Genomic DNA, 17,890 nt, shown 5'->3' on the forward strand with positions numbered 1-17,890 from the left:
GAGGCGATCACGGCTACGACACGCCGAAAAGGGCCGCCAGTGTGGCGCGTTGCGCACGGACGAAGCCCGCGTCGACCACCGCTCCGTGACCCGGCACGTACAGCGCGTCGTCCCCGCCCAGCGACAGCAGCCGGTCCAGGGCGGCCGGCCACTGGGTGACGATCGCGTCGCTGCCCGCCTGGGGTTCGCCCGACTCCTCCACCAGGTCCCCGCAGAACACCACCTCGCGCCCGCCCGGCACGAACACCGCCAGATCGTGCCCGGTGTGCCCCGGCCCCACGTTCGCCAGCAGCACCTGCAGCCCGCCCAGGTCCAGCGTCCACTCGCCCGACACGGGATGGCGCGGCAGCACCAGCTGCTCGACGGCCTCCGTCGCCTCGGCCTCCGCCAGGCCGTGCCGCACCGCGCTCGCGCGCAGCCCCTCGCGGCCCGTCGACAGCACGCCGGCCAGGCCCACCGCCCCGTACACCTCGGCCCCGGAGAAGGCGGCGGCCCCCAGTACGTGGTCGAAATGTCCGTGGGTGAATGCGATATGGGTCACCCGGCGGCCCGTCAGCCGCTCCGCCTGCTCCCGCAGCTCCGCCCCCTCCCGGAGGCTGGAACCCGGGTCCACGAGGAGCACCGACGCGTCCCCCACCACCAGTCCCACCGTGCAGTCCCACACCGGCAGCCGTCTGCGGCCGACCCGTCCGGTCAGCCGCTCCCAGCCCGCCTCTTCCCAACGCACGTCCATGCGGCGACGCTACCCTGGCGGGCCTCCCTTGCTAGGGGCGTACTACCCGCACGTACACTGAGCGGGGGATCTCTGGCACTCGAACGCCCAGAGTGCCAACGAACAGGGCAACGGACCACAGCCGGAGGTGTGCGCGATGCTCAGCGAACGCAGACTCGAAGTGCTGCGCGCCATCGTCCAGGACTACGTCGGGACGGAGGAGCCCGTCGGCTCCAAGGCGCTCACCGAGCGGCACCGCCTCGGGGTCTCGCCTGCCACCGTGCGCAACGACATGGCCGTGCTGGAGGACGAGGGCTACATCGCCCAGCCCCACACCAGCGCCGGCCGGATCCCCACCGACAAGGGCTACCGTCTCTTCGTGGACAAGCTGGCGGGGGTCAAACCGCTGTCCACCCCCGAGCGGCGGGCCATCCAGAACTTCCTCGACGGCGCCGTCGACCTCGACGACGTGGTCGGTCGCACGGTACGGCTGCTCGCCACGCTCACCCGGCAGGTCGCCGTCGTCCAGTACCCCAGCCTGACCAGGTCGACCGTCCGGCACGTGGAGCTGCTCTCGCTCGCTCCCGCGCGCCTGATGCTCGTACTGATCACGGACACCGGGCGCGTCGAGCAGCGGCTGATCGACTGCCAGACCCCCTTCGGCGAGGCCTCCCTCGCCGATCTGCGGGCCCGGCTCAACGCCCGGGTCGTCGGCCGTCGCTTCACCGACGTGCCCCCGCTCGTCCAGGACCTGCCCGAATCCTTCGAGGCCGAGGACCGCGCCACGGTGTCCACCGTGCTCGCGACGCTCCTCGAAACCCTGGTCGAGGATGCCGAAGAGCGGCTGATGATCGGCGGCACCGCCAATCTCACCCGCTTCGGACACGATTTTCCCCTGACGATCAGGCCGGTGCTCGAAGCGCTGGAGGAGCAGGTCGTGCTCCTCAAGCTGCTGGGCGAGGCCAGTGAGTCGGGCATGGCCGTACGGATCGGGCACGAGAACGCCTACGAGGGGCTGAACTCCACGTCGGTCGTCTCGGTCGGTTACGGTTCGGGCGGCGAAGCCGTCGCCAAACTCGGCGTGGTCGGACCGACCCGCATGGATTACCCCGGAACGATGGGAGCGGTACGCGCAGTGGCACGTTACGTCGGACAGATCCTGGCGGAGTCGTAAGTGGCCACGGACTACTACGCCGTTCTCGGCGTGCGCCGCGACGCATCGCAGGACGAGATCAAGAAGGCATTCCGGCGGCTCGCGCGCGAGCTGCACCCGGATGTGAACCCCGATCCCAAGACGCAAGAGCGTTTCAAGGAGATCAACGCAGCCTACGAGGTGCTGTCGGACCCGCAGAAGAAGCAGGTCTACGACCTCGGCGGCGACCCGCTGTCCTCCTCGGGCGGCGGCGGCGCGGGCGGCTTCGGAGCGGGTGGCTTCGGCAACTTCTCCGACATCATGGACGCCTTCTTCGGCCAGTCCTCGCAGCGCGGCCCGCGCTCGCGGACCCGCCGCGGCCAGGACGCCATGATCCGCCTGGACCTGGAGCTGGACGAGGCGGCCTTCGGGACGACCAAGGACATCCAGGTCGACACGGCCGTCGTCTGCACCACCTGCTCCGGCGAGGGCGCCGCCCCCGGCACCTCGGCGCAGACGTGTGACATGTGCCGCGGCCGCGGTGAGGTCTCGCAGGTCACGAGGTCCTTCCTGGGTCAGGTCATGACCTCGCGCCCCTGCCCGCAGTGCCAGGGCTTCGGCACCGTCGTCCCGACCCCGTGCCCCGAGTGCGCGGGCGACGGCCGGGTCCGCTCCCGCCGCAGCCTCACGGTCAAGATCCCGGCCGGCGTCGAGAACGGCACCCGGATCCAGCTCGCGGGCGAGGGCGAGGTCGGCCCCGGCGGCGGCCCCGCCGGCGACCTGTACGTGGAGATCCACGAGCTGCCGCACGCGACGTTCCAGCGGCGCGGCGACGACCTGCACTGCACGGTGACCATCCCGATGACGGCGGCGGCCCTGGGCACCAAGTGCCCGCTGGAGACCCTCGACGGCATGGAGGAGATCGACATCCGGCCCGGCACCCAGTCCGGCCAGGCGATCCCGCTGCACGGGCGCGGTGTCACCCACCTGCGCGGTGGCGGGCGCGGCGACCTGATCGTCCACGTCGAGGTCACCACTCCGAACAAGCTGGACGCGCAGCAGGAGGACCTGCTGCGCCAGCTCGCGAAGCTGCGCGGCGAGGAGCGGCCCACGGGCCAGTTCGCACCGGGGCAGCAGGGTCTGTTCAGCCGGCTGAAGGACGCCTTCAACGGCCGCTGACCGGCCCGTACGTACGCGCAGGAGCCCGGCGGGGGATCATTCCCCGCCGGGCTTCGCGCATGCCCGGCGTGTGGTGGGCGGCGGGGGCGCGCGCGGCTTTCGGCCAGGCCGGGAAGCGGACTATGCCAGGCGAATGCCGTGATTCGGCCCGCTGAGCGGGACATGGCACGATGCAGTCCATGTCCTCGGCACCGAACGGTCTCTCGCCGTATCCGATCGTGCAGGCGCCCATGGCGGGCGGCGCCTCCTGCCCCGCGCTCGTCGGGGCCGTGTGCGAAGCGGGCGGACTGGGGTTCCTGGCCGGCGGCTACAAGACCGCCGACGGCATGTACCACGAGATCAAGCAGGTGCGCGCGCTCACCAGGCGCCCCTTCGGCGTCAACCTCTTCATGCCGCAGACCGGTTACGTGGACCCGGCCGCCGTCGAGGCGTACCGGGGGCAGCTCGCCGGGGAGGCCAGCTGGTACTCGATCTCCCTGGCCGAGGACCAGATCATCGGCACCAGCGACGACGGTTACGACGCCAAACTCGCCATCCTCCTCGAAGACCCGGTCCCGGTCGTCTCCTTCACCTTCGGCTGCCCCGCGCCCGAGGCCCTCGCCGCCCTGCGCAAGGCGGGTACGTACACCGTCGTCACGGTGACCTCCGTCGAGGAGGCCCGCGCCGCGCAGGACGCCGGAGCCGACTCCGTCTGCGTCCAGGGCGTCGAGGCCGGCGGCCACCAGGGCACGCACCGCGACGACCCCCAGGCGGACGGCACGGCGGCCGTGGGGCTGCTCGCGCTGGTGGCCCAGGTACGGGAGGCGGTCGCGCTCCCCATCATCGCGGCGGGCGGTCTGATGAGGGGCTCGCAGATCGCGGCCCTGCTGGCGGCGGGCGCGGCGGCGGCCCAGCTCGGCACGGCCTTCCTGGTCTGCCCGGAATCGGGAGCGGACCCGGTGCACAAGAAGGCGCTGACCGACCCGCTCTTCGTACGGACGGAGCTCACCCGGGCCTTCTCCGGGCGGCCGGCGCGGGGCCTGGTCAACCGCTTCATGCGCGAGCACGGGCCCTACGCGCCCGCCGCGTACCCGCAGGTCCACCACCTGACCTCGGGGCTGCGCAAGGCGGCCGCCGCGGCGGGGGACCCGCAGGGCATGGCGCTGTGGGCGGGCCAGGGGCACCGGCTGGCGCGGGCGCTGCCGGCGGGACAGCTGGTGGAGGTGCTGGCGGCCGAACTGGCCGAGGCACAGAGAGCGTTGAAGGACATGCAGATGAGGAGTGCGTCATGACCGCCCCCGTGTTCGTGGTCGAAGAGGTCCCCGCGGGGCCGGAGTTCGTCCTGGACGGCCCGGAGGGCCGGCACGCGGTCTCCGTGAAGCGGCTGAACCCGGGCGAGGCGGTGGTCCTCGCGGACGGCCGCGGGCGCTGGGCCGAAGCCGTGGTGAAGGCGGCGGAGGGCAAGGACCGGCTCGTCGTCTCGGTGTCCGGGGTCTTCGAGGAGGCCGAACCGGCCGTCCGGATCACCGTCGTCCAGGCCCTGCCCAAGGGCGACCGGGGCGAGGTGGCGGTGGAGACCATGACCGAGACCGGCGTGGACGCGATCGTGCCGTGGCAGGCCTCGCGGTGCATCACCCAGTGGCGCGGCGACCGGGGTGCCAAGTCCCTGGCCAAGTGGCGGGCCACGGCGCGGGAGGCGGGCAAGCAGTCCCGCCGCGTCCGCTTCCCGGAGGTGGCCGAGGCCATGTCGACCAAGCAGGTGGCGGCGCTGCTGGCCGGCGCCGACCTGGCGATGGTCCTGCACGAGGACCGGGACACCCCCTCCGGGGCGCTGGCCGCGGCGGAGCTCCCGGCGGCCGGCTCCGTCGTGCTGGTGGTCGGCCCGGAGGGCGGGGTCTCTCCGGAGGAGCTGGCCGCCTTCGCCGAGGCGGGGGCGCACCCGTACCGGCTGGGCCGCTCGGTCCTGCGGACCTCCACGGCGGGCACGGCGGCGACGGCGGTGCTGTTGGCGCGTACGGGGCGGTGGTCCTGAGGGGGGTGCCGGTTCTGGCGGGGCCGCAGGCTCTGGCGGGGCCCCTGGTTCTCGCGGGGCCCCGGGTTCTGGCGGGCCGCCGGTTCTGACGGGGTGCGGGTGGCGGCCGATACGATGCCCGGACTGATCAACGTCACGGGAGGCTCAGCAATGGCCGGGGAACCGCAGGCCGACTGCCTGTTCTGCAAGATCGTCACGGGGGCCATCCCGGCGACGGTGGTCCGGGAGACCGAGACGACCGTCGCCTTCCGGGACATCAACCCGCAGGCGCCCACGCACGTGCTCGTCATCCCGAAGGTGCACTACCCCGACGCGGCCGCCCTCGCGGCGGCCGAGCCGGCCATCGCCGCCGACCTGCTGCGCGAGGCGGGGCAGATCGCCGCAGACGAGAAGGTCGACGGTCACGGCTACCGGATCGTCTTCAACACCGGCGCGGGCGCGGGCCAGACCGTCTTCCACGCCCACGCGCACGTCCTCGGGGGCCGCGGCCTCCAGTGGCCGCCCGGATAGCCCGGTCCGGAACAGACATGTCCGTACGAGAGTTCGTGGTGCTGGGCACCGCCAGCCAGGTGCCCACCCGGCACCGCAACCACAACGGCTACCTCCTGCGCTGGGACGGCGAGGGCATCCTCTTCGACCCGGGCGAGGGCACCCAGCGGCAGATGCTGCGCGCCGGGGTCGCCGCGCACGACATCAACCGGATCTGCGTCACCCACTTCCACGGTGACCACAGCCTCGGGCTCGCCGGGGTGATCCAGCGGATCAACCTCGACCGGGTGCCGCACCCGGTCTCGGCGCACTACCCGGCGTCCGGGCAGAAGTTCTTCGACCGGCTGCGGTACGCGACGGCCTACCGGGAGACCGTGGCGCTCCGGGAGGAACCGGTGGCCGAGGACGGGCCGGTGGCGCGGGGGGCCTCGTACGTCCTGGAGGCGCGGAAGCTCTCGCACCCCGTGGAGTCCTTCGGCTACCGGCTCACCGAACCGGACGGGCGGCGTATGGTCCCGGAGCTGCTCGCGCGGCACGGGATCAAGGGTCCGGACGTGGGCCTGATCCAGCGCGAGGGGCGGCTCGGGGAGGTGTCGCTGGACGAGGTCAGCGAGCCCCGGGCGGGGCAGCGGTTCGCCTTCGTGATGGACACCCGGCTGTGCGAGGGGGTGGAGGCGCTCGCGGAGGGCTGCGACATGCTGGTGATCGAGTCGACCTTCCTCGAAGCGGAGGCTGCGCTGGCCGCCGAGCACGGGCACCTCACGGCCGGTCAGGCGGCGCGGGTCGCCATGGCGGCGGGCGTCCGGCACCTGGTGCTGACGCACTTCTCGCAGCGGTACACGGACGCGTCGGCGTTCGAGCAGGAGGCCCGGGAGGCGGGTTTCGAGGGCGAGCTGACGGTGGCGGCGGACCTGGTGCGGGTGCCGCTCCCCAAGCGGGGCTAGGCGGGTCCCCTGCGGGGGGCTCGGCTGTCCCCGGCCCTGGCGGGGGCTGCGGGTGGGGGCCGGTGCGCAAATCCAGCCCCTCCGGCGTTTGAGGCGGGTGGGGCCCGTGTTGCGGAAGAGGACGTTCCGGTGGTGATCTGCGCCACACTTGGTTTTGGTCCTGGCTCAGGAGGGCGGGACTGGCAGCTTTCCGCTGCAGAAACGACCCTTCCAGAACGGGGAGCACGCCGTGACCAGTCGGGACAGCTTCGAGGACCCCTCAGCCGCAGTGGACCCGCTCGGTCCGGTGCGGGACCCCGACGAGCCCGGCTGCGACGTCTTCCTCACCGGAACGGTGTTCCTCGACATCATCTTCACGGGCCTCGACTCCGCACCCGTGCGCGGTACGGAGTCCTGGGCCCGCGGCATGGGATCCAGCCCCGGCGGCGTCGCCAACATGGCCACCGCCCTGGCCAGGCTCGGCCTGCGCACCTCGCTGGCCGCGGCCTTCGGCGACGACCACTACGGCGAGTACTGCTGGGACGCGCTCGAGCAGGGTGAGGGCATCGACCTCTCGATGTCGCGGACCATCCCCGGCTGGCACAGCCCCGTCACGGTCTCGATGGCGTACGAGGGCGAGCGCACGATGGTCTCCCACGGCCACGAGGCACCGCCCCCGGCGGGCCCCGGGCCGTTCCCGCAGTGCCCGCCGCGGGCCCGGGCGGCCGTGGCCTCGCTGGGCCCGGGCCGGGGCGAGGAGTGGATCGGGGAGGCCGCCCGGCGCGGCTCGCGGGTCTTCGCGGACGTGGGCTGGGACGAGAGCGGGCGGTGGGACCTGGGGGCCCTGGCCGACCTGGAGCACTGCGAGGCCTTCCTGCCGAACGCGGGCGAGGCGATGCGGTACACCCGGACCGACTGTCCGCGGGCGGCGGCCCGGGCGCTGGCCGAGAAGGTGCCGATCGCGGTGGTGACGATGGGCGCGGAGGGTTCGTACGCGGTGGACGGGCGCACCGGGGAGACGGCGCAGGTCCGGGGGATCACGGTGGACGAGCTGGATCCGACGGGCGCGGGCGACGTGTACGTGGCGGGATTCGTCACCGGCACCCTGGCCGGCTGGCCGCTGGCGGACCGCCTCGCCTTCGCCGGGCTGACGGCAGCGCTGTCGGTCCAGGAGTTCGGCGGCTCCCTGTCGGCCCCCGGCTGGCCGGAGGTCGCCCACTGGTGGCGGACCGCCCCGGAGGAGCTGCGCGGCCGGTACGGCTTCCTGGACGACCTGGTCCCCCGCGGGTCGACCCCGGCCGCGCGCCGCAGGGCGGTGCCGACGATCGGTTTCCGGCACTCCGCGTAGCGCCCGTTTCACGGCGGAGAAAACCTCTCGGGGATGCCGCCGGGGCGTCGTAGGCTTGGTATTCCGGAGGTCGTCGAACGGCGCGGCCCCTCAGCGGGAGGTATGTGCAGGCCACAGTGCCGGCCCATGACTCAGACATCGACAGCCCACATCCCGGCGCCGGGGCAGGCGCGAGCCCACTTCACCGTTCCGGCCGCGCACCCGATGGTGAGCGTGCTCGGCTCGGGTGACGCCCTGTTGCGCGTGATCGAGAAGGCCTTCCCGAAGGCCGACATCCATGTTCGGGGCAATCAGGTCAGCGCGATCGGTGCGGCGGCGGAAGTCGCTCTGATCCAGCGCCTGTTCGACGAGATGATGCTGGTGCTCCGCACCGGGCAGCCGATGACGGAGGACGCAGTGGAACGCTCGATCGCCATGCTCAAGTCGAGTGAGAACGGCAACGGCCCGGACGAGACGCCCGCCGAGGTGCTCACCCAGAACATCCTCTCCAGCCGCGGCCGCACCATCCGTCCCAAGACCCTCAACCAGAAGCGGTACGTCGACGCGATCGACAAGAACACGATCGTCTTCGGCATCGGTCCCGCCGGTACCGGCAAGACCTACCTCGCCATGGCCAAGGCGGTGCAGGCCCTGCAGTCCAAGCAGGTCAGCCGGATCATCCTGACCCGGCCGGCCGTGGAGGCGGGGGAGCGGCTCGGCTTCCTGCCGGGCACCCTCTTCGACAAGATCGACCCGTACCTGCGGCCGCTCTACGACGCGCTGCACGACATGCTCGACCCCGATTCCATCCCGCGGCTCATGGCGGCGGGCACGATCGAGGTCGCGCCGCTGGCGTACATGCGCGGCCGGACCCTGAACGACGCCTTCGTCGTACTGGACGAGGCGCAGAACACGACCGCCGAGCAGATGAAGATGTTCCTGACCCGGCTCGGCTTCGACTCGAAGATCGTCGTCACCGGCGACGTCACGCAGATCGACCTGCCGGGCGGCGCCAAGAGCGGTCTGCGCGAGGTCCAGCGGATCCTCGACGGGGTACCGGACATCCACTTCTCGCGGCTCACGTCCGAGGATGTCGTCCGGCACAAGCTGGTCGGCCGTATCGTCGACGCGTACGAGAAGTACGACGACAGCCAGCAGCAGGCCCCCGGCGGCCATCAGCGGAAGTAGAACCCAGCGCACCATGTCGATCGACGTCAACAACGAGTCCGGAACCGAGGTCGACGAGCAGGCGATCCTCGACATCGCCCGCTACGCGCTCACCCGGATGCGGATCCACCCGCTGTCCGAGCTCTCCGTCATCGTCATCGACGAGGACGCAATGGAGCAGCTCCACATCCAGTGGATGGACCTGCCCGGACCCACCGACGTCATGTCCTTCCCGATGGACGAGCTCCGTCCGCCGACGAAGGACGACGAGGAGCCCCCGCAGGGTCTCCTCGGCGACATCGTGCTCTGCCCCGAGGTCGCCAAGAAGCAGGGCGAGGAAGCACCCACGCAGCACTCCATGGACGAGGAGCTCCAGCTCCTGACCGTCCACGGGGTGCTGCACCTGCTCGGGTACGACCACGAGGAGCCGGACGAGAAGGCCGAGATGTTCGGCCTCCAGGCGGCGATCGTCGACGGCTGGCGCTCCGAGCGCGGCATCACCGGTCCGTCACCGGCCCCGACCGTCTCGTGAACGCCCCCCAGCTGATCACCGGAGCGGTGCTGCTGGTCGTGGTTGCCTGGTTCGCGGCGTGCGCGGAGTCCGGCATCGCCCGCATTTCGAGCTTCCGCGCCGAGCAGGCCGTACGGGAGGGCCGGCGCGGAAGCGAGAAGCTCGCCCAGGTCGCCGGGGACCCCACCCGCTACCTCAACGTGGCGCTGCTGGTCCGCGTCACCTGCGAGATGGCGGCCGGGGTGCTGGTCACCTACGTCTGCCTCGACGAGTTCGGCGAGAACTGGACCGCGCTGCTCGTGGCCATCGCCGTCATGGTGCTGGTCTCCTTCGTCGCCGTGGGCGTCTCCCCGCGCACGATCGGCCGCCAGCACCCGCTGAACACGGCGACGGCGGCCGCGTACGTCCTCGTCCCGCTCGCCCGCGTCATGGGGCCGATCCCGCAGCTGCTGATCCTCATCGGCAACGCGCTCACGCCCGGGAAGGGCTTCCGCAAGGGGCCGTTCGCCTCCGAGGCCGAGCTGCGCGCCATGGTGGACCTCGCGGAGAAGGAATCGCTGATCGAGGACGACGAGCGCCGGATGGTTCACCAGATCTTCGAGCTCGGCGACACGCTGGTGCGCGAGGTGATGGTGCCGCGCACCGACCTGATCTGCATCGAGCGGTACAAGACGATCCGCCAGGCGACCACGCTCGCGCTGCGTTCCGGCTTCTCGCGCATCCCGGTGACCGGCGAGAACGAGGACGACATCGTCGGGATCGTCTACCTGAAGGACCTGGTCCGCAAGACCCACATCAGCCGGGAGTCCGAGTCCGACCTGGTCTCGACGGCGATGCGGCCCGCCGTCTTCGTGCCCGACACGAAGAACGCGGGTGATCTGCTGCGCGAGATGCAGCAGGTGCGCAACCACGTGGCGGTGGTGATCGACGAGTACGGCGGCACGGCCGGCATCGTCACCATCGAGGACATCCTGGAAGAGATCGTCGGCGAGATCACCGACGAGTACGACCGGGAGCTGCCGCCGGTCGAGGAACTGGGCGAGGACCGCTACCGGGTCACGGCCCGGCTCGACATCACCGATCTGGGCGAACTGTTCAAGGTCGAGGCCTTCGACGACGAGGACGTGGAGACGGTCGGCGGACTGCTGGCCAAGGCGCTCGGCCGGGTGCCGATCGCGGGGGCCTCGGCGGTACTGGAACTGCCCGACGGACGACCGCTGCGACTGACGGCCGAATCCCCGGCGGGGCGCCGGAACAAGATCGTGACGGTGCTCGTGGAGCCCGTGGTCCCCGCCGCGGGCGAGGGCGAGGAGGGCGAATGACCCCGGAGCAGCTGCGCGCGTTCTGCCTGGGCTTCAACGCGGCGGTGGAGGAGTTCCCCTTCACGCCGGAGACCTCGGTGTTCAAGGTGCTGGGGAAGATGTTCGCGCTGTCGGCGCTGGACGCCGAGCCGCTGAAGGTCAACCTCAAGTGCGAGCCGGAGTCGGCGGTGCGGCTGCGGGCGGAGCACGAGGCGATCGTGCCGGGATGGCACATGAACAAGCGGCACTGGAACACGGTCACCGTGGGCGGGCCCGGCGGGCTGCCGGACGAGATGGTCCGGGAGCTGGTGGAGGACTCGTACGACCTGGTGGTCGCGGGCCTGCCGAGGGCGGAGCGGCTGCGGCTCGACCGGCCCTGATCTCACGGAGCGGAATCGGGGAAGGTCGAAGGTCGCAAGGGCTCGGGACCTTTGGAGCGCAGGGTTTTCTTATGTTCCGCTTAGGTTTGTGGTGTCCCCGGGGGGAAACGGGGCGTGGAGGGGAGGGCGCCCCGGCCGGGCCGTTGCACGGCCCGGCCGGGGCGCTCCATATGCTTTCGCCCATGACCGAGAGCACCGGGATCGACCCCGAGGACAGCAAGATCATCACGCTCGCGCGCAGCGCCCGGGCCCGCAACGGCGTGCCCGAGGGGGCGGCGGTGCGGGACGAGACCGGCCGCACCTATGTCGCCGGCACGGTGGAGCTCGACTCCCTCAAGCTGAGCGCGCTGCAGACCGCCGTCGCGATGGCCGTGGCGAGCGGGGCTCAGTCCCTGGAGGCTGCGGCCGTCGTCAGCGCCGCCGAGGCCCCGGCCGAAGCCGACCGCGCGGCCGTACGCGACCTGGGCGGCCCGGACACCCCGGTGCTGCTGGCCGCCCCGGACGGCACCCTGAAGTCCACGACGCCCGCCGGAGCGTAGGCCCCAAGGCGGCCCGGCGGCGGCTCCTCAGCGAGCCGTCGCCGTGAGGGCCGGTCCGGGCGAACGGCCCCGGATCGCCATCGACATCAGCGCCGCCATCGCGCACAGCGCGCCCGAGGCGTACCAGACGACGTCGTACGAGCCGAACACGTCCCGGGCCAGGCCCCCGAGGAAAGCCACCACCGCCGCGCCGATCTGGTGGGAGGCCAGGACCCAGCCGAAGACGATCGCGCCGTCGTCCCCGTACTGCTCGCGGCACAGGGCGATCGTCGGCGGGACGGTCGCGACCCAGTCCAGGCCGTAGAAGACGATGAAGAAGATCAGCGGCGGCCGGACCGACGGCGCCAGCAGCAGGGGCAACAGCAGCAGGGACACCCCGCGCAGCGCGTAGTAGACGGCCAGCAGGCGCCGGGCGTCGAAGCGGTCCGTGAACCAGCCGGACGCCACCGTGCCCACCACGTCGAACACGCCGATCACCGCCAGCAGTCCCGCCGCGGCCGTCACCGGCATGCCGTGGTCGTGGGCGGCCGGTACGAAGTGGGTCCGCACGAGTCCGTTGGTCGAGGCCCCGCAGATTGCGAAGGTGCCGGCGAGCAGCCAGAACGGCCCCGTGCGGGCGGACTTGAACAGCACCGTCACCGCCCGCCGGGCCGCGCCCGCGACCGGGGCCGGCTTGGCGGCGTACTCGCCCCCGTACGGTGCGAGCCCCACATCGGCCGGGTGGTCGCGCAGCAGCAGCCACACGAACGGGACGACGGTCAGCGCCGAGAGGGAGACCGTCACCGTCGCCGGGCGCCAGCCGTGCTGGTCCACCAGCCACGCCAGCAGCGGCAGGAAGACCAGCTGGCCGGAGGCCCCGGCCGCCGTCAGGATGCCCGTGACCAGGCCGCGCCGGGCCGTGAACCAGCGGTTGGTCACCGTCGCCGCGAAGGCCAGGGCCATCGAGCCGCTGCCGAGGCCCACCAGCACGCCCCAGAACAGCACCAGCTGCCAGGCGGCCGTCATCCACACCGTGGCCAGCGAACCGCCGGAGATGACGAGGAGGGCGAGCGCCACGACCCGGCGGATGCCGAAGCGGTCCATCAGCGCGGCGGCGAACGGCGCGGTGATCCCGTACAGCGCGAGGTTCACCGACACGGCGAGGCCGATGGTGCCCCGCGACCAGTCGAACTCCGCGTGCAGAGGCTCGATGAGCAGTCCGGGAAGCGAGGCGAAACCGGCGGAGCCGATGATCGTCACGAACGCGACGGCCGCGACGAACCAGGCGCGGTGGATGCGTCCGGGCCTGCGGGGGACCGGTGGGGTGGTGGCCGTGGAGGCGGGGGCTGTCTGCGTCACTCGGACAGCTTCCGCGCCGGGGACCCCCCTACGACAGTGGCCTGACCGTCATGCTTCGCTACGATCGGGCCATGGAGTCGAAGCCCAAGCCGAACTCGGAGTCGAACTCGCAGCCGTACCCGCACCGCGTCGTCGTCCTCGCGCTCGCCGGGCTGCTCCCCTTCGAGCTCGGCATCCCGCACCGGATCTTCGGCCGGGCGAAGGACCCCGCAGGGCGGCCGCTGTACGAGATCCTCACCTGCGGACTCGCCCCCGGGCCGGTGCGCACCGACGCCGACTTCGCGATCCACGTCGAGCACGGCCCCGAGCTGCTGGCAACCGCCGACACGGTGGTGGTGCCGGCCTCGTACGAGCTGGGCCCGGTGCACGAGCACGGCACACTGACCGACGAGCTCGCCGCGGCCCTCGCGCACATCCGGCCGGGCACCCGGCTCGTCTCCATCTGCACCGGCGGCTACGTGCTGGCCGCCGCCGGCTACCTGAACGGCCGCCCGGCCACCACCCACTGGGCCTCCGCAGAGCACTTCCAGCGGCTCTTCCCGGCCGTACGGGTGGACGCCGGGGTGCTCTACACCGACGACGGGGACGTGCTGACCTCCGCGGGAGTCGCCGCCGGAGTGGACCTGTGCCTGTACATCGTGCGCCGCGACCACGGCGCGGCCGTCGCCAACGAGGTGGCCCGGCGGACCGTCGTACCGCCGCACCGGGACGGCGGGCAGGCCCAGTTCATCGAACGCCCCGTGCCCGGGCCGCAGCTCGCCACGACCACGGCGGCCCGCGCGTGGGTGCTGGACCGGCTGCACGAACCGCTGCGGCTGACCGACCTGGCCCGGCAGGAGTCCATGTCCGTACGGACCTTCACGCGCCGGTTCCGGGAGGAGTCGGGCGTCAGCCCCGGCCAGTGGATCCTCGGCCGGCGAGTGGAGCGGGCGCGGTCGCTGCTGGAGCAGACCGAGCTCTCGATGGAGCAGGTCGCGCGGGAGAGCGGCTTCGGGACGGCGCAGTCGCTGCGCAAGCACGTCCAGGCGGTGCTGGGGGTGAGCCCGACGGCCTACCGGCGCACCTTCCGGGCGGCGGGCGGGACTCCGACTCCGCCGTCCGACTCCGTCATCTGATCCGTCGCCCGACCCCGCCGTGTGACCCCGCCGTGTGACCTCGCCATCTCCTGATGGGCCATCAGTTGATGGGGGGTCCGTGCATTGACTTCTTCCGCCGCCCGCTCGTGAATGGCCCCCTGTCGGCGGCACGGAACCCAGGGGGCGGGAAGTGCGAACAGGGGCGCGCAGCGGGAGAGGGAAGCCGGGCCGGAGATGGTCGGCAGCCGTCGGAATGGCCGTGCTCGCGGCCGCGAGCGGGGGTGCGCTGAGCGCACCGGCGGCGGCCGAGGGGGGCGTGTCGACCGGTGGGCCGGCCGGACAGGTGGAGTTCCCCACGCACTGCCTGCCGCCCCAGGAGGCCGGGCTCCCGCCCGCCGACGGGCCGACCACCGCCCGGATCACCGTCGACAACCCGGCCCCGCAGGTCGGCGACACCGTCACCGTGACCTACCACGTGGCCACCACGCCCGCGGTCAACCCGGCGGGCACCGAACTGCCCGCCGACGCGCTGACCCCGACCGGGCGGGTCCTGCTCTCCGGCGCGCAGAGCGGGGAGGTCACCGTGGTCGGGGCCAAGCAGAACGATCCCGTCCAGGCGGGCGCGGCCCTGCCCGCCGTCACCATGACCGGCACCTTCACCGTCACCGCCCCCGGGCAGACCGCCCTCGCCCCGGGCGCGTACACCCTGCACACCAGCCACCCGGTGGACCTGGACACCACCTGCACCCCCGCAGCCGAACCCTCCGCCGTGCCGGTCTCGGCGCGCCTCAGCGCGAGCGAGCTGCCCACGGCCAACCTGCGCAGCGTCTTCCTCGCCGGGGCCTCCGGGAAGCGGGGCGCCAAGGTCAAGGTCACCGCCGCCGGGTTCGCCCCGGGCGCGGCCGTGACGGTCGCCGGGCGGGCGGGCGCCGCGGAGACCGCAGACCGGGTAACCGCCACCGCCGACACGGGGGGCGTGGCGGTGGCGGAGCTGGCGGTCACGGACAAGGCGACGACGGCCGTGGTCGCCTACGAGGGCGCGGCCTGGACGGCACGGCAGGGCTCGGGCCCGGCGGCGTACGCGGTCATCGACGCCGCGCCGACCGCCTCCCAGCGGGTCGTCGCCACTGTCGAGGCGGGCGTGCTGGCCATGACCCAGACCGGCGAGGACATCACCCTGGGGGCGGTCCCGTACGGCGACGGGGGTGCGGCGCCGGGGCGGATCGGCACGGTCACGGTCACCGACGCGCGGGGCGGGCCCGCCGGGTGGTCCCTGATCGGCAAGGTCACCGACTTCACGGGGCCGGGCGGCGTGCGGATCCCGGGGGCTTCGCTGTCGTGGACCCCGCGGTGTGTGGTGGTGGCCGGGCCCAGCGCGTGCGCGGTGGGGAGTGCGGGGGTGGTGGGGCCGGAGGGGGCGGTGCTGGCGTCCACTGCCGACGCGGCAGTGGTGGGCGGGACGTTCACGATCGACGCGGGGGTCACGCTGGAGGTTCCGCGGTATACCCCGCCGGGTGCGTACACGGCGGTCCTGACGCTGACCCTGTCGTGAGGGGGGCCTGGCAGGTGCGGGTGCCGGTGCGGCTGCGGCTGCAGGTGCGGGTGGGCGGGCCGCTGCGCGGGGCCGTCGCCTCCCCGCCCCTTCCCGAAACCGGGGCTTGCGACCCCGGCCGCCGCTCCCGGGGCTCCGACCCGGACCCCTCGGGGGCTCCGCCCCCGGACCCTCCCCCAGCTACCGCTGGGGGGACCCCCAGCGCCTCAAATGCCGGCGGGGCTGGGGGGTCAGCCCGTCCGGCGTTTGAGGACCGGGTCCGGGCAGAGCCCGGTTTCGGGAAGGGGCGGGGTGGGGGAAGGCCCCGCGCAGCGGCAGCCGCGCCGGCGCGCGCCCTGCGGCACGTGGCGGCCGGGCTCGCGCTGGCCGCCCTGCTGCTCGGGGTCGCCGGGACGGCAGTGGCCGCCGACAACGGGCAGTGGTCCGTGCTGCCCGCCGCCACAGGCGTCGGGCAGCGGCCGTACTTCTACCTCGCCGCCGCACCAGGCGGGGCCGTCACCGACGCCGTCACCCTCGCCAACCGCACCGACCGCCCCCGCACCTTCCGGCTCTACGCCGCCGACGCCTACAACACCGCCCGCGATGGCGGCTTCGCCCTCCGCGGGCCCGACGAGCCGCGCCGGGCCACCGCCGCCTGGGCGCGGCTCGACCGGGAGCTGGTCACCGTCCCGGCCCGCTCAGCGGTCAGCGTCGGGTTCACCCTCACCGTCCCCGAGCGGGCTGAACCCGGTGATCATCCCGGCGCCATCGTCGCCCTGGAAGACCGGTCCCCCGCCGCCACCCCGCAGGGGATCGGCGTGCAGCAGGCCGTCGCCGCCCGGCTGTACCTGCGGGTGACCGGCCCGACCGCCCCCGCGCTCGCCGTCGAGGGGGTTCGGGTCGAGGAGAAGGGCGGCGGCGCGGAGATCTCGTACACGCTCCACAACATCGGCAACGTCACCCTCCGGCCCCGCGCCACCCTCACCGCCACCGGGGCCCTCGGCCGGACGCTCGTCGAGGGCGAGTTGAACGGGCTGCCCGCCGAGCTGCTGCCGGGTCAGGAGGTCCGGCTCGGCGCCCGCTGGGACGGCCCGCCCGCCGTGGAACGGGCCGAGGTGACCGTCCGGGCCCGCGCCGACGGGACCACCGCCCGGGGCAGCGCCGAGTACGCCGCTCACCCCCTGCTCACGGCCCTGGTGGCCCTCGTCACCGTGGCCTGGTCGGCGCTGGGAGCCGCATCGGGGAGAATGGCCCGTATGAGCGATCGTTCCCCCGAGTCCACCAGCCCGCACCGTGCGGGCTTCGCCTGCTTCGTCGGCCGCCCCAACGCGGGGAAGTCGACCCTCACCAACGCACTCGTGGGTACCAAGGTCGCGATCACCTCCAATCGGCCGCAGACCACCCGCCACACCGTCCGCGGCATCGTGCACCGCCCCGACGCCCAGCTCGTCCTCGTCGACACGCCCGGCCTGCACAAGCCGCGCACGTTGCTCGGCGAGCGGCTGAACGACGTCGTGCGGACCACCTGGTCCGAGGTCGACGTCATCGGCTTCTGCCTGCCGGCCGACCAGAAGCTCGGCCCCGGCGACAAGTTCATCGCCAAGGAACTCGCGGCGATCAAGAAGACCCCCAAGATCGCGATCATCACCAAGACCGACCTGGTCGAGTCCAAGGTGGTGGGCGAGCAGCTCATCGCCGTCCACCAGCTCGCCGAGGAGCTGGGCTTCGAGTGGGCCGAGATCGTCCCCGTCTCGGCGGTCGGCGACAGCCAGGTCCAGCTGCTGGCCGACCTGATCGCGCCGATGCTGCCGGAGAGCCCGCCGCTGTACCCGGAGGGCGACCTCACCGACGAGCCCGAGATGGTCATGGTCGCGGAACTGATCCGCGAGGCCGCGCTGGAAGGCGTTCGCGACGAGCTGCCGCACTCCATCGCCGTGGTCGTCGAGGAGATGATCCCGCGCGAGAACCGCCCGGCGGACCGCCCGCTGCTGGACATCCACGCGAACGTCTACATCGAGCGGCCCAGCCAGAAGGGCATCATCATCGGCCCGAAGGGCTCCCGGCTGAAGGAGGTCGGGATGAAGTCGCGCAAGCACATCGAGGCGCTGCTCGGGACCCCGGTCTTCCTCGACCTCCACGTGAAGGTGGCCAAGGACTGGCAGCGGGACCCCAAGCAGCTCCGCAAGCTCGGCTTCTGATCCTCTCGACGCACGCCTCGCACCGCTCGGCCCTGGCGGGCTTCCCGGGTTTCGGCATGCCGCGCCGGACTCCGTC

Annotated in this window: 17 protein-coding genes; 15 read left to right on the top strand and 2 right to left on the bottom strand. The window is 72.8% G+C overall.

The features are described 5' to 3' along the window. Positions 1–13 precede the first annotated feature (13 nt). Positions 14–733 (bottom strand): MBL fold metallo-hydrolase, encoded by a 720-nt coding sequence (locus tag OG625_RS26065; RefSeq protein WP_329385737.1) that lies wholly within the window; start codon positions 731–733, stop codon positions 14–16. Between the two features lie 136 nt (positions 734–869). Here OG625_RS26065 and hrcA point away from each other — a divergent pair, with 136 nt between their 5' ends. From hrcA to OG625_RS26125, 12 genes are all read left to right on the top strand, one after another. After that, on the top strand, positions 870–1,886 hold the full coding sequence (hrcA, locus tag OG625_RS26070; RefSeq protein WP_329385740.1) for a heat-inducible transcriptional repressor HrcA: 1,017 nt from the start codon (positions 870–872) through the stop codon (positions 1,884–1,886). Next, on the top strand, positions 1,887–3,023 hold the full coding sequence (dnaJ, locus tag OG625_RS26075) for a molecular chaperone DnaJ (RefSeq protein WP_329385743.1): 1,137 nt from the start codon (positions 1,887–1,889) through the stop codon (positions 3,021–3,023). Positions 3,024–3,202: 179 nt separating this feature from the next. Beyond that, entirely contained in the window at positions 3,203–4,294 is a 1,092-nt protein-coding gene (locus OG625_RS26080; protein ID WP_329385746.1) for a nitronate monooxygenase, read from the top strand. Next, the gene (locus tag OG625_RS26085) at positions 4,291–5,034 is read left to right on the top strand and encodes a 16S rRNA (uracil(1498)-N(3))-methyltransferase (RefSeq protein ID WP_329385749.1); all 744 of its coding nucleotides are present in this window, start codon (positions 4,291–4,293) and stop codon (positions 5,032–5,034) included. Before OG625_RS26080 ends, OG625_RS26085 begins: the two co-directional genes overlap by 4 nt. A 150-nt stretch (positions 5,035–5,184) precedes the next feature. Beyond that, complete coding sequence (locus OG625_RS26090; RefSeq protein WP_329385753.1) at positions 5,185–5,544, top strand: histidine triad nucleotide-binding protein; 360 nt, start codon at positions 5,185–5,187, stop codon at positions 5,542–5,544. 17 nt (positions 5,545–5,561) lie between these two features. After that, positions 5,562–6,467: a ribonuclease Z gene (locus OG625_RS26095; RefSeq protein WP_329385756.1), complete on the top strand. Its 906-nt coding sequence runs from the start codon at positions 5,562–5,564 to the stop codon at positions 6,465–6,467. Between the two features lie 229 nt (positions 6,468–6,696). Beyond that, positions 6,697–7,794 carry a carbohydrate kinase family protein gene (locus OG625_RS26100; RefSeq protein WP_329385761.1) on the top strand — a complete coding sequence of 366 codons (1,098 nt, stop codon included), beginning with the start codon at positions 6,697–6,699 and terminating at the stop codon, positions 7,792–7,794. A 126-nt stretch (positions 7,795–7,920) separates the two neighbouring features. Continuing rightward, a complete protein-coding gene (locus tag OG625_RS26105) occupies positions 7,921–8,961 on the top strand; it encodes a PhoH family protein (RefSeq protein WP_329385764.1) in 1,041 nt (346 codons plus the stop codon). A 13-nt stretch (positions 8,962–8,974) separates the two neighbouring features. Continuing rightward, positions 8,975–9,472 (top strand): rRNA maturation RNase YbeY, encoded by a 498-nt coding sequence (gene ybeY, locus OG625_RS26110; RefSeq protein WP_329385767.1) that lies wholly within the window; start codon positions 8,975–8,977, stop codon positions 9,470–9,472. Beyond that, a complete protein-coding gene (locus tag OG625_RS26115; protein ID WP_329385770.1) occupies positions 9,469–10,773 on the top strand; it encodes a hemolysin family protein in 1,305 nt (434 codons plus the stop codon). Before ybeY ends, OG625_RS26115 begins: the two co-directional genes overlap by 4 nt. Continuing rightward, positions 10,770–11,132: an MmcQ/YjbR family DNA-binding protein gene (locus tag OG625_RS26120; RefSeq protein ID WP_329385774.1), complete on the top strand. Its 363-nt coding sequence runs from the start codon at positions 10,770–10,772 to the stop codon at positions 11,130–11,132. The genes OG625_RS26115 and OG625_RS26120 overlap by 4 nt, the downstream gene beginning before the upstream one ends. A gap of 182 nt (positions 11,133–11,314) precedes the next feature. Further along, the gene (locus OG625_RS26125; protein ID WP_329385778.1) at positions 11,315–11,671 is read left to right on the top strand and encodes a cytidine deaminase; all 357 of its coding nucleotides are present in this window, start codon (positions 11,315–11,317) and stop codon (positions 11,669–11,671) included. A gap of 27 nt (positions 11,672–11,698) precedes the next feature. Here OG625_RS26125 and OG625_RS26130 read toward each other — a convergent pair whose 3' ends face one another. Then, on the bottom strand, positions 11,699–13,009 hold the full coding sequence (locus OG625_RS26130) for an MFS transporter (RefSeq protein WP_329385781.1): 1,311 nt from the start codon (positions 13,007–13,009) through the stop codon (positions 11,699–11,701). A 71-nt stretch (positions 13,010–13,080) separates the two neighbouring features. Between OG625_RS26130 and OG625_RS26135 the strand changes: the two genes are divergently transcribed. The 3 genes from OG625_RS26135 (at position 13,081) to era (ending at position 17,814) form a co-directional block, all read left to right on the top strand. Next, complete coding sequence (locus OG625_RS26135; RefSeq protein ID WP_329385783.1) at positions 13,081–14,124, top strand: GlxA family transcriptional regulator; 1,044 nt, start codon at positions 13,081–13,083, stop codon at positions 14,122–14,124. Between the two features lie 214 nt (positions 14,125–14,338). Next, on the top strand, positions 14,339–15,637 hold the full coding sequence (locus OG625_RS26140; protein ID WP_329385786.1) for a beta-xylosidase: 1,299 nt from the start codon (positions 14,339–14,341) through the stop codon (positions 15,635–15,637). Positions 15,638–16,863: 1,226 nt separating this feature from the next. Beyond that, complete coding sequence (era, locus tag OG625_RS26145) at positions 16,864–17,814, top strand: GTPase Era (RefSeq protein WP_443067907.1); 951 nt, start codon at positions 16,864–16,866, stop codon at positions 17,812–17,814. Positions 17,815–17,890: the final 76 nt, after the last annotated feature.

The organism is Streptomyces sp. NBC_01351, assembly GCF_036237315.1.
GTDB lineage: Bacteria > Actinomycetota > Actinomycetes > Streptomycetales > Streptomycetaceae > Streptomyces.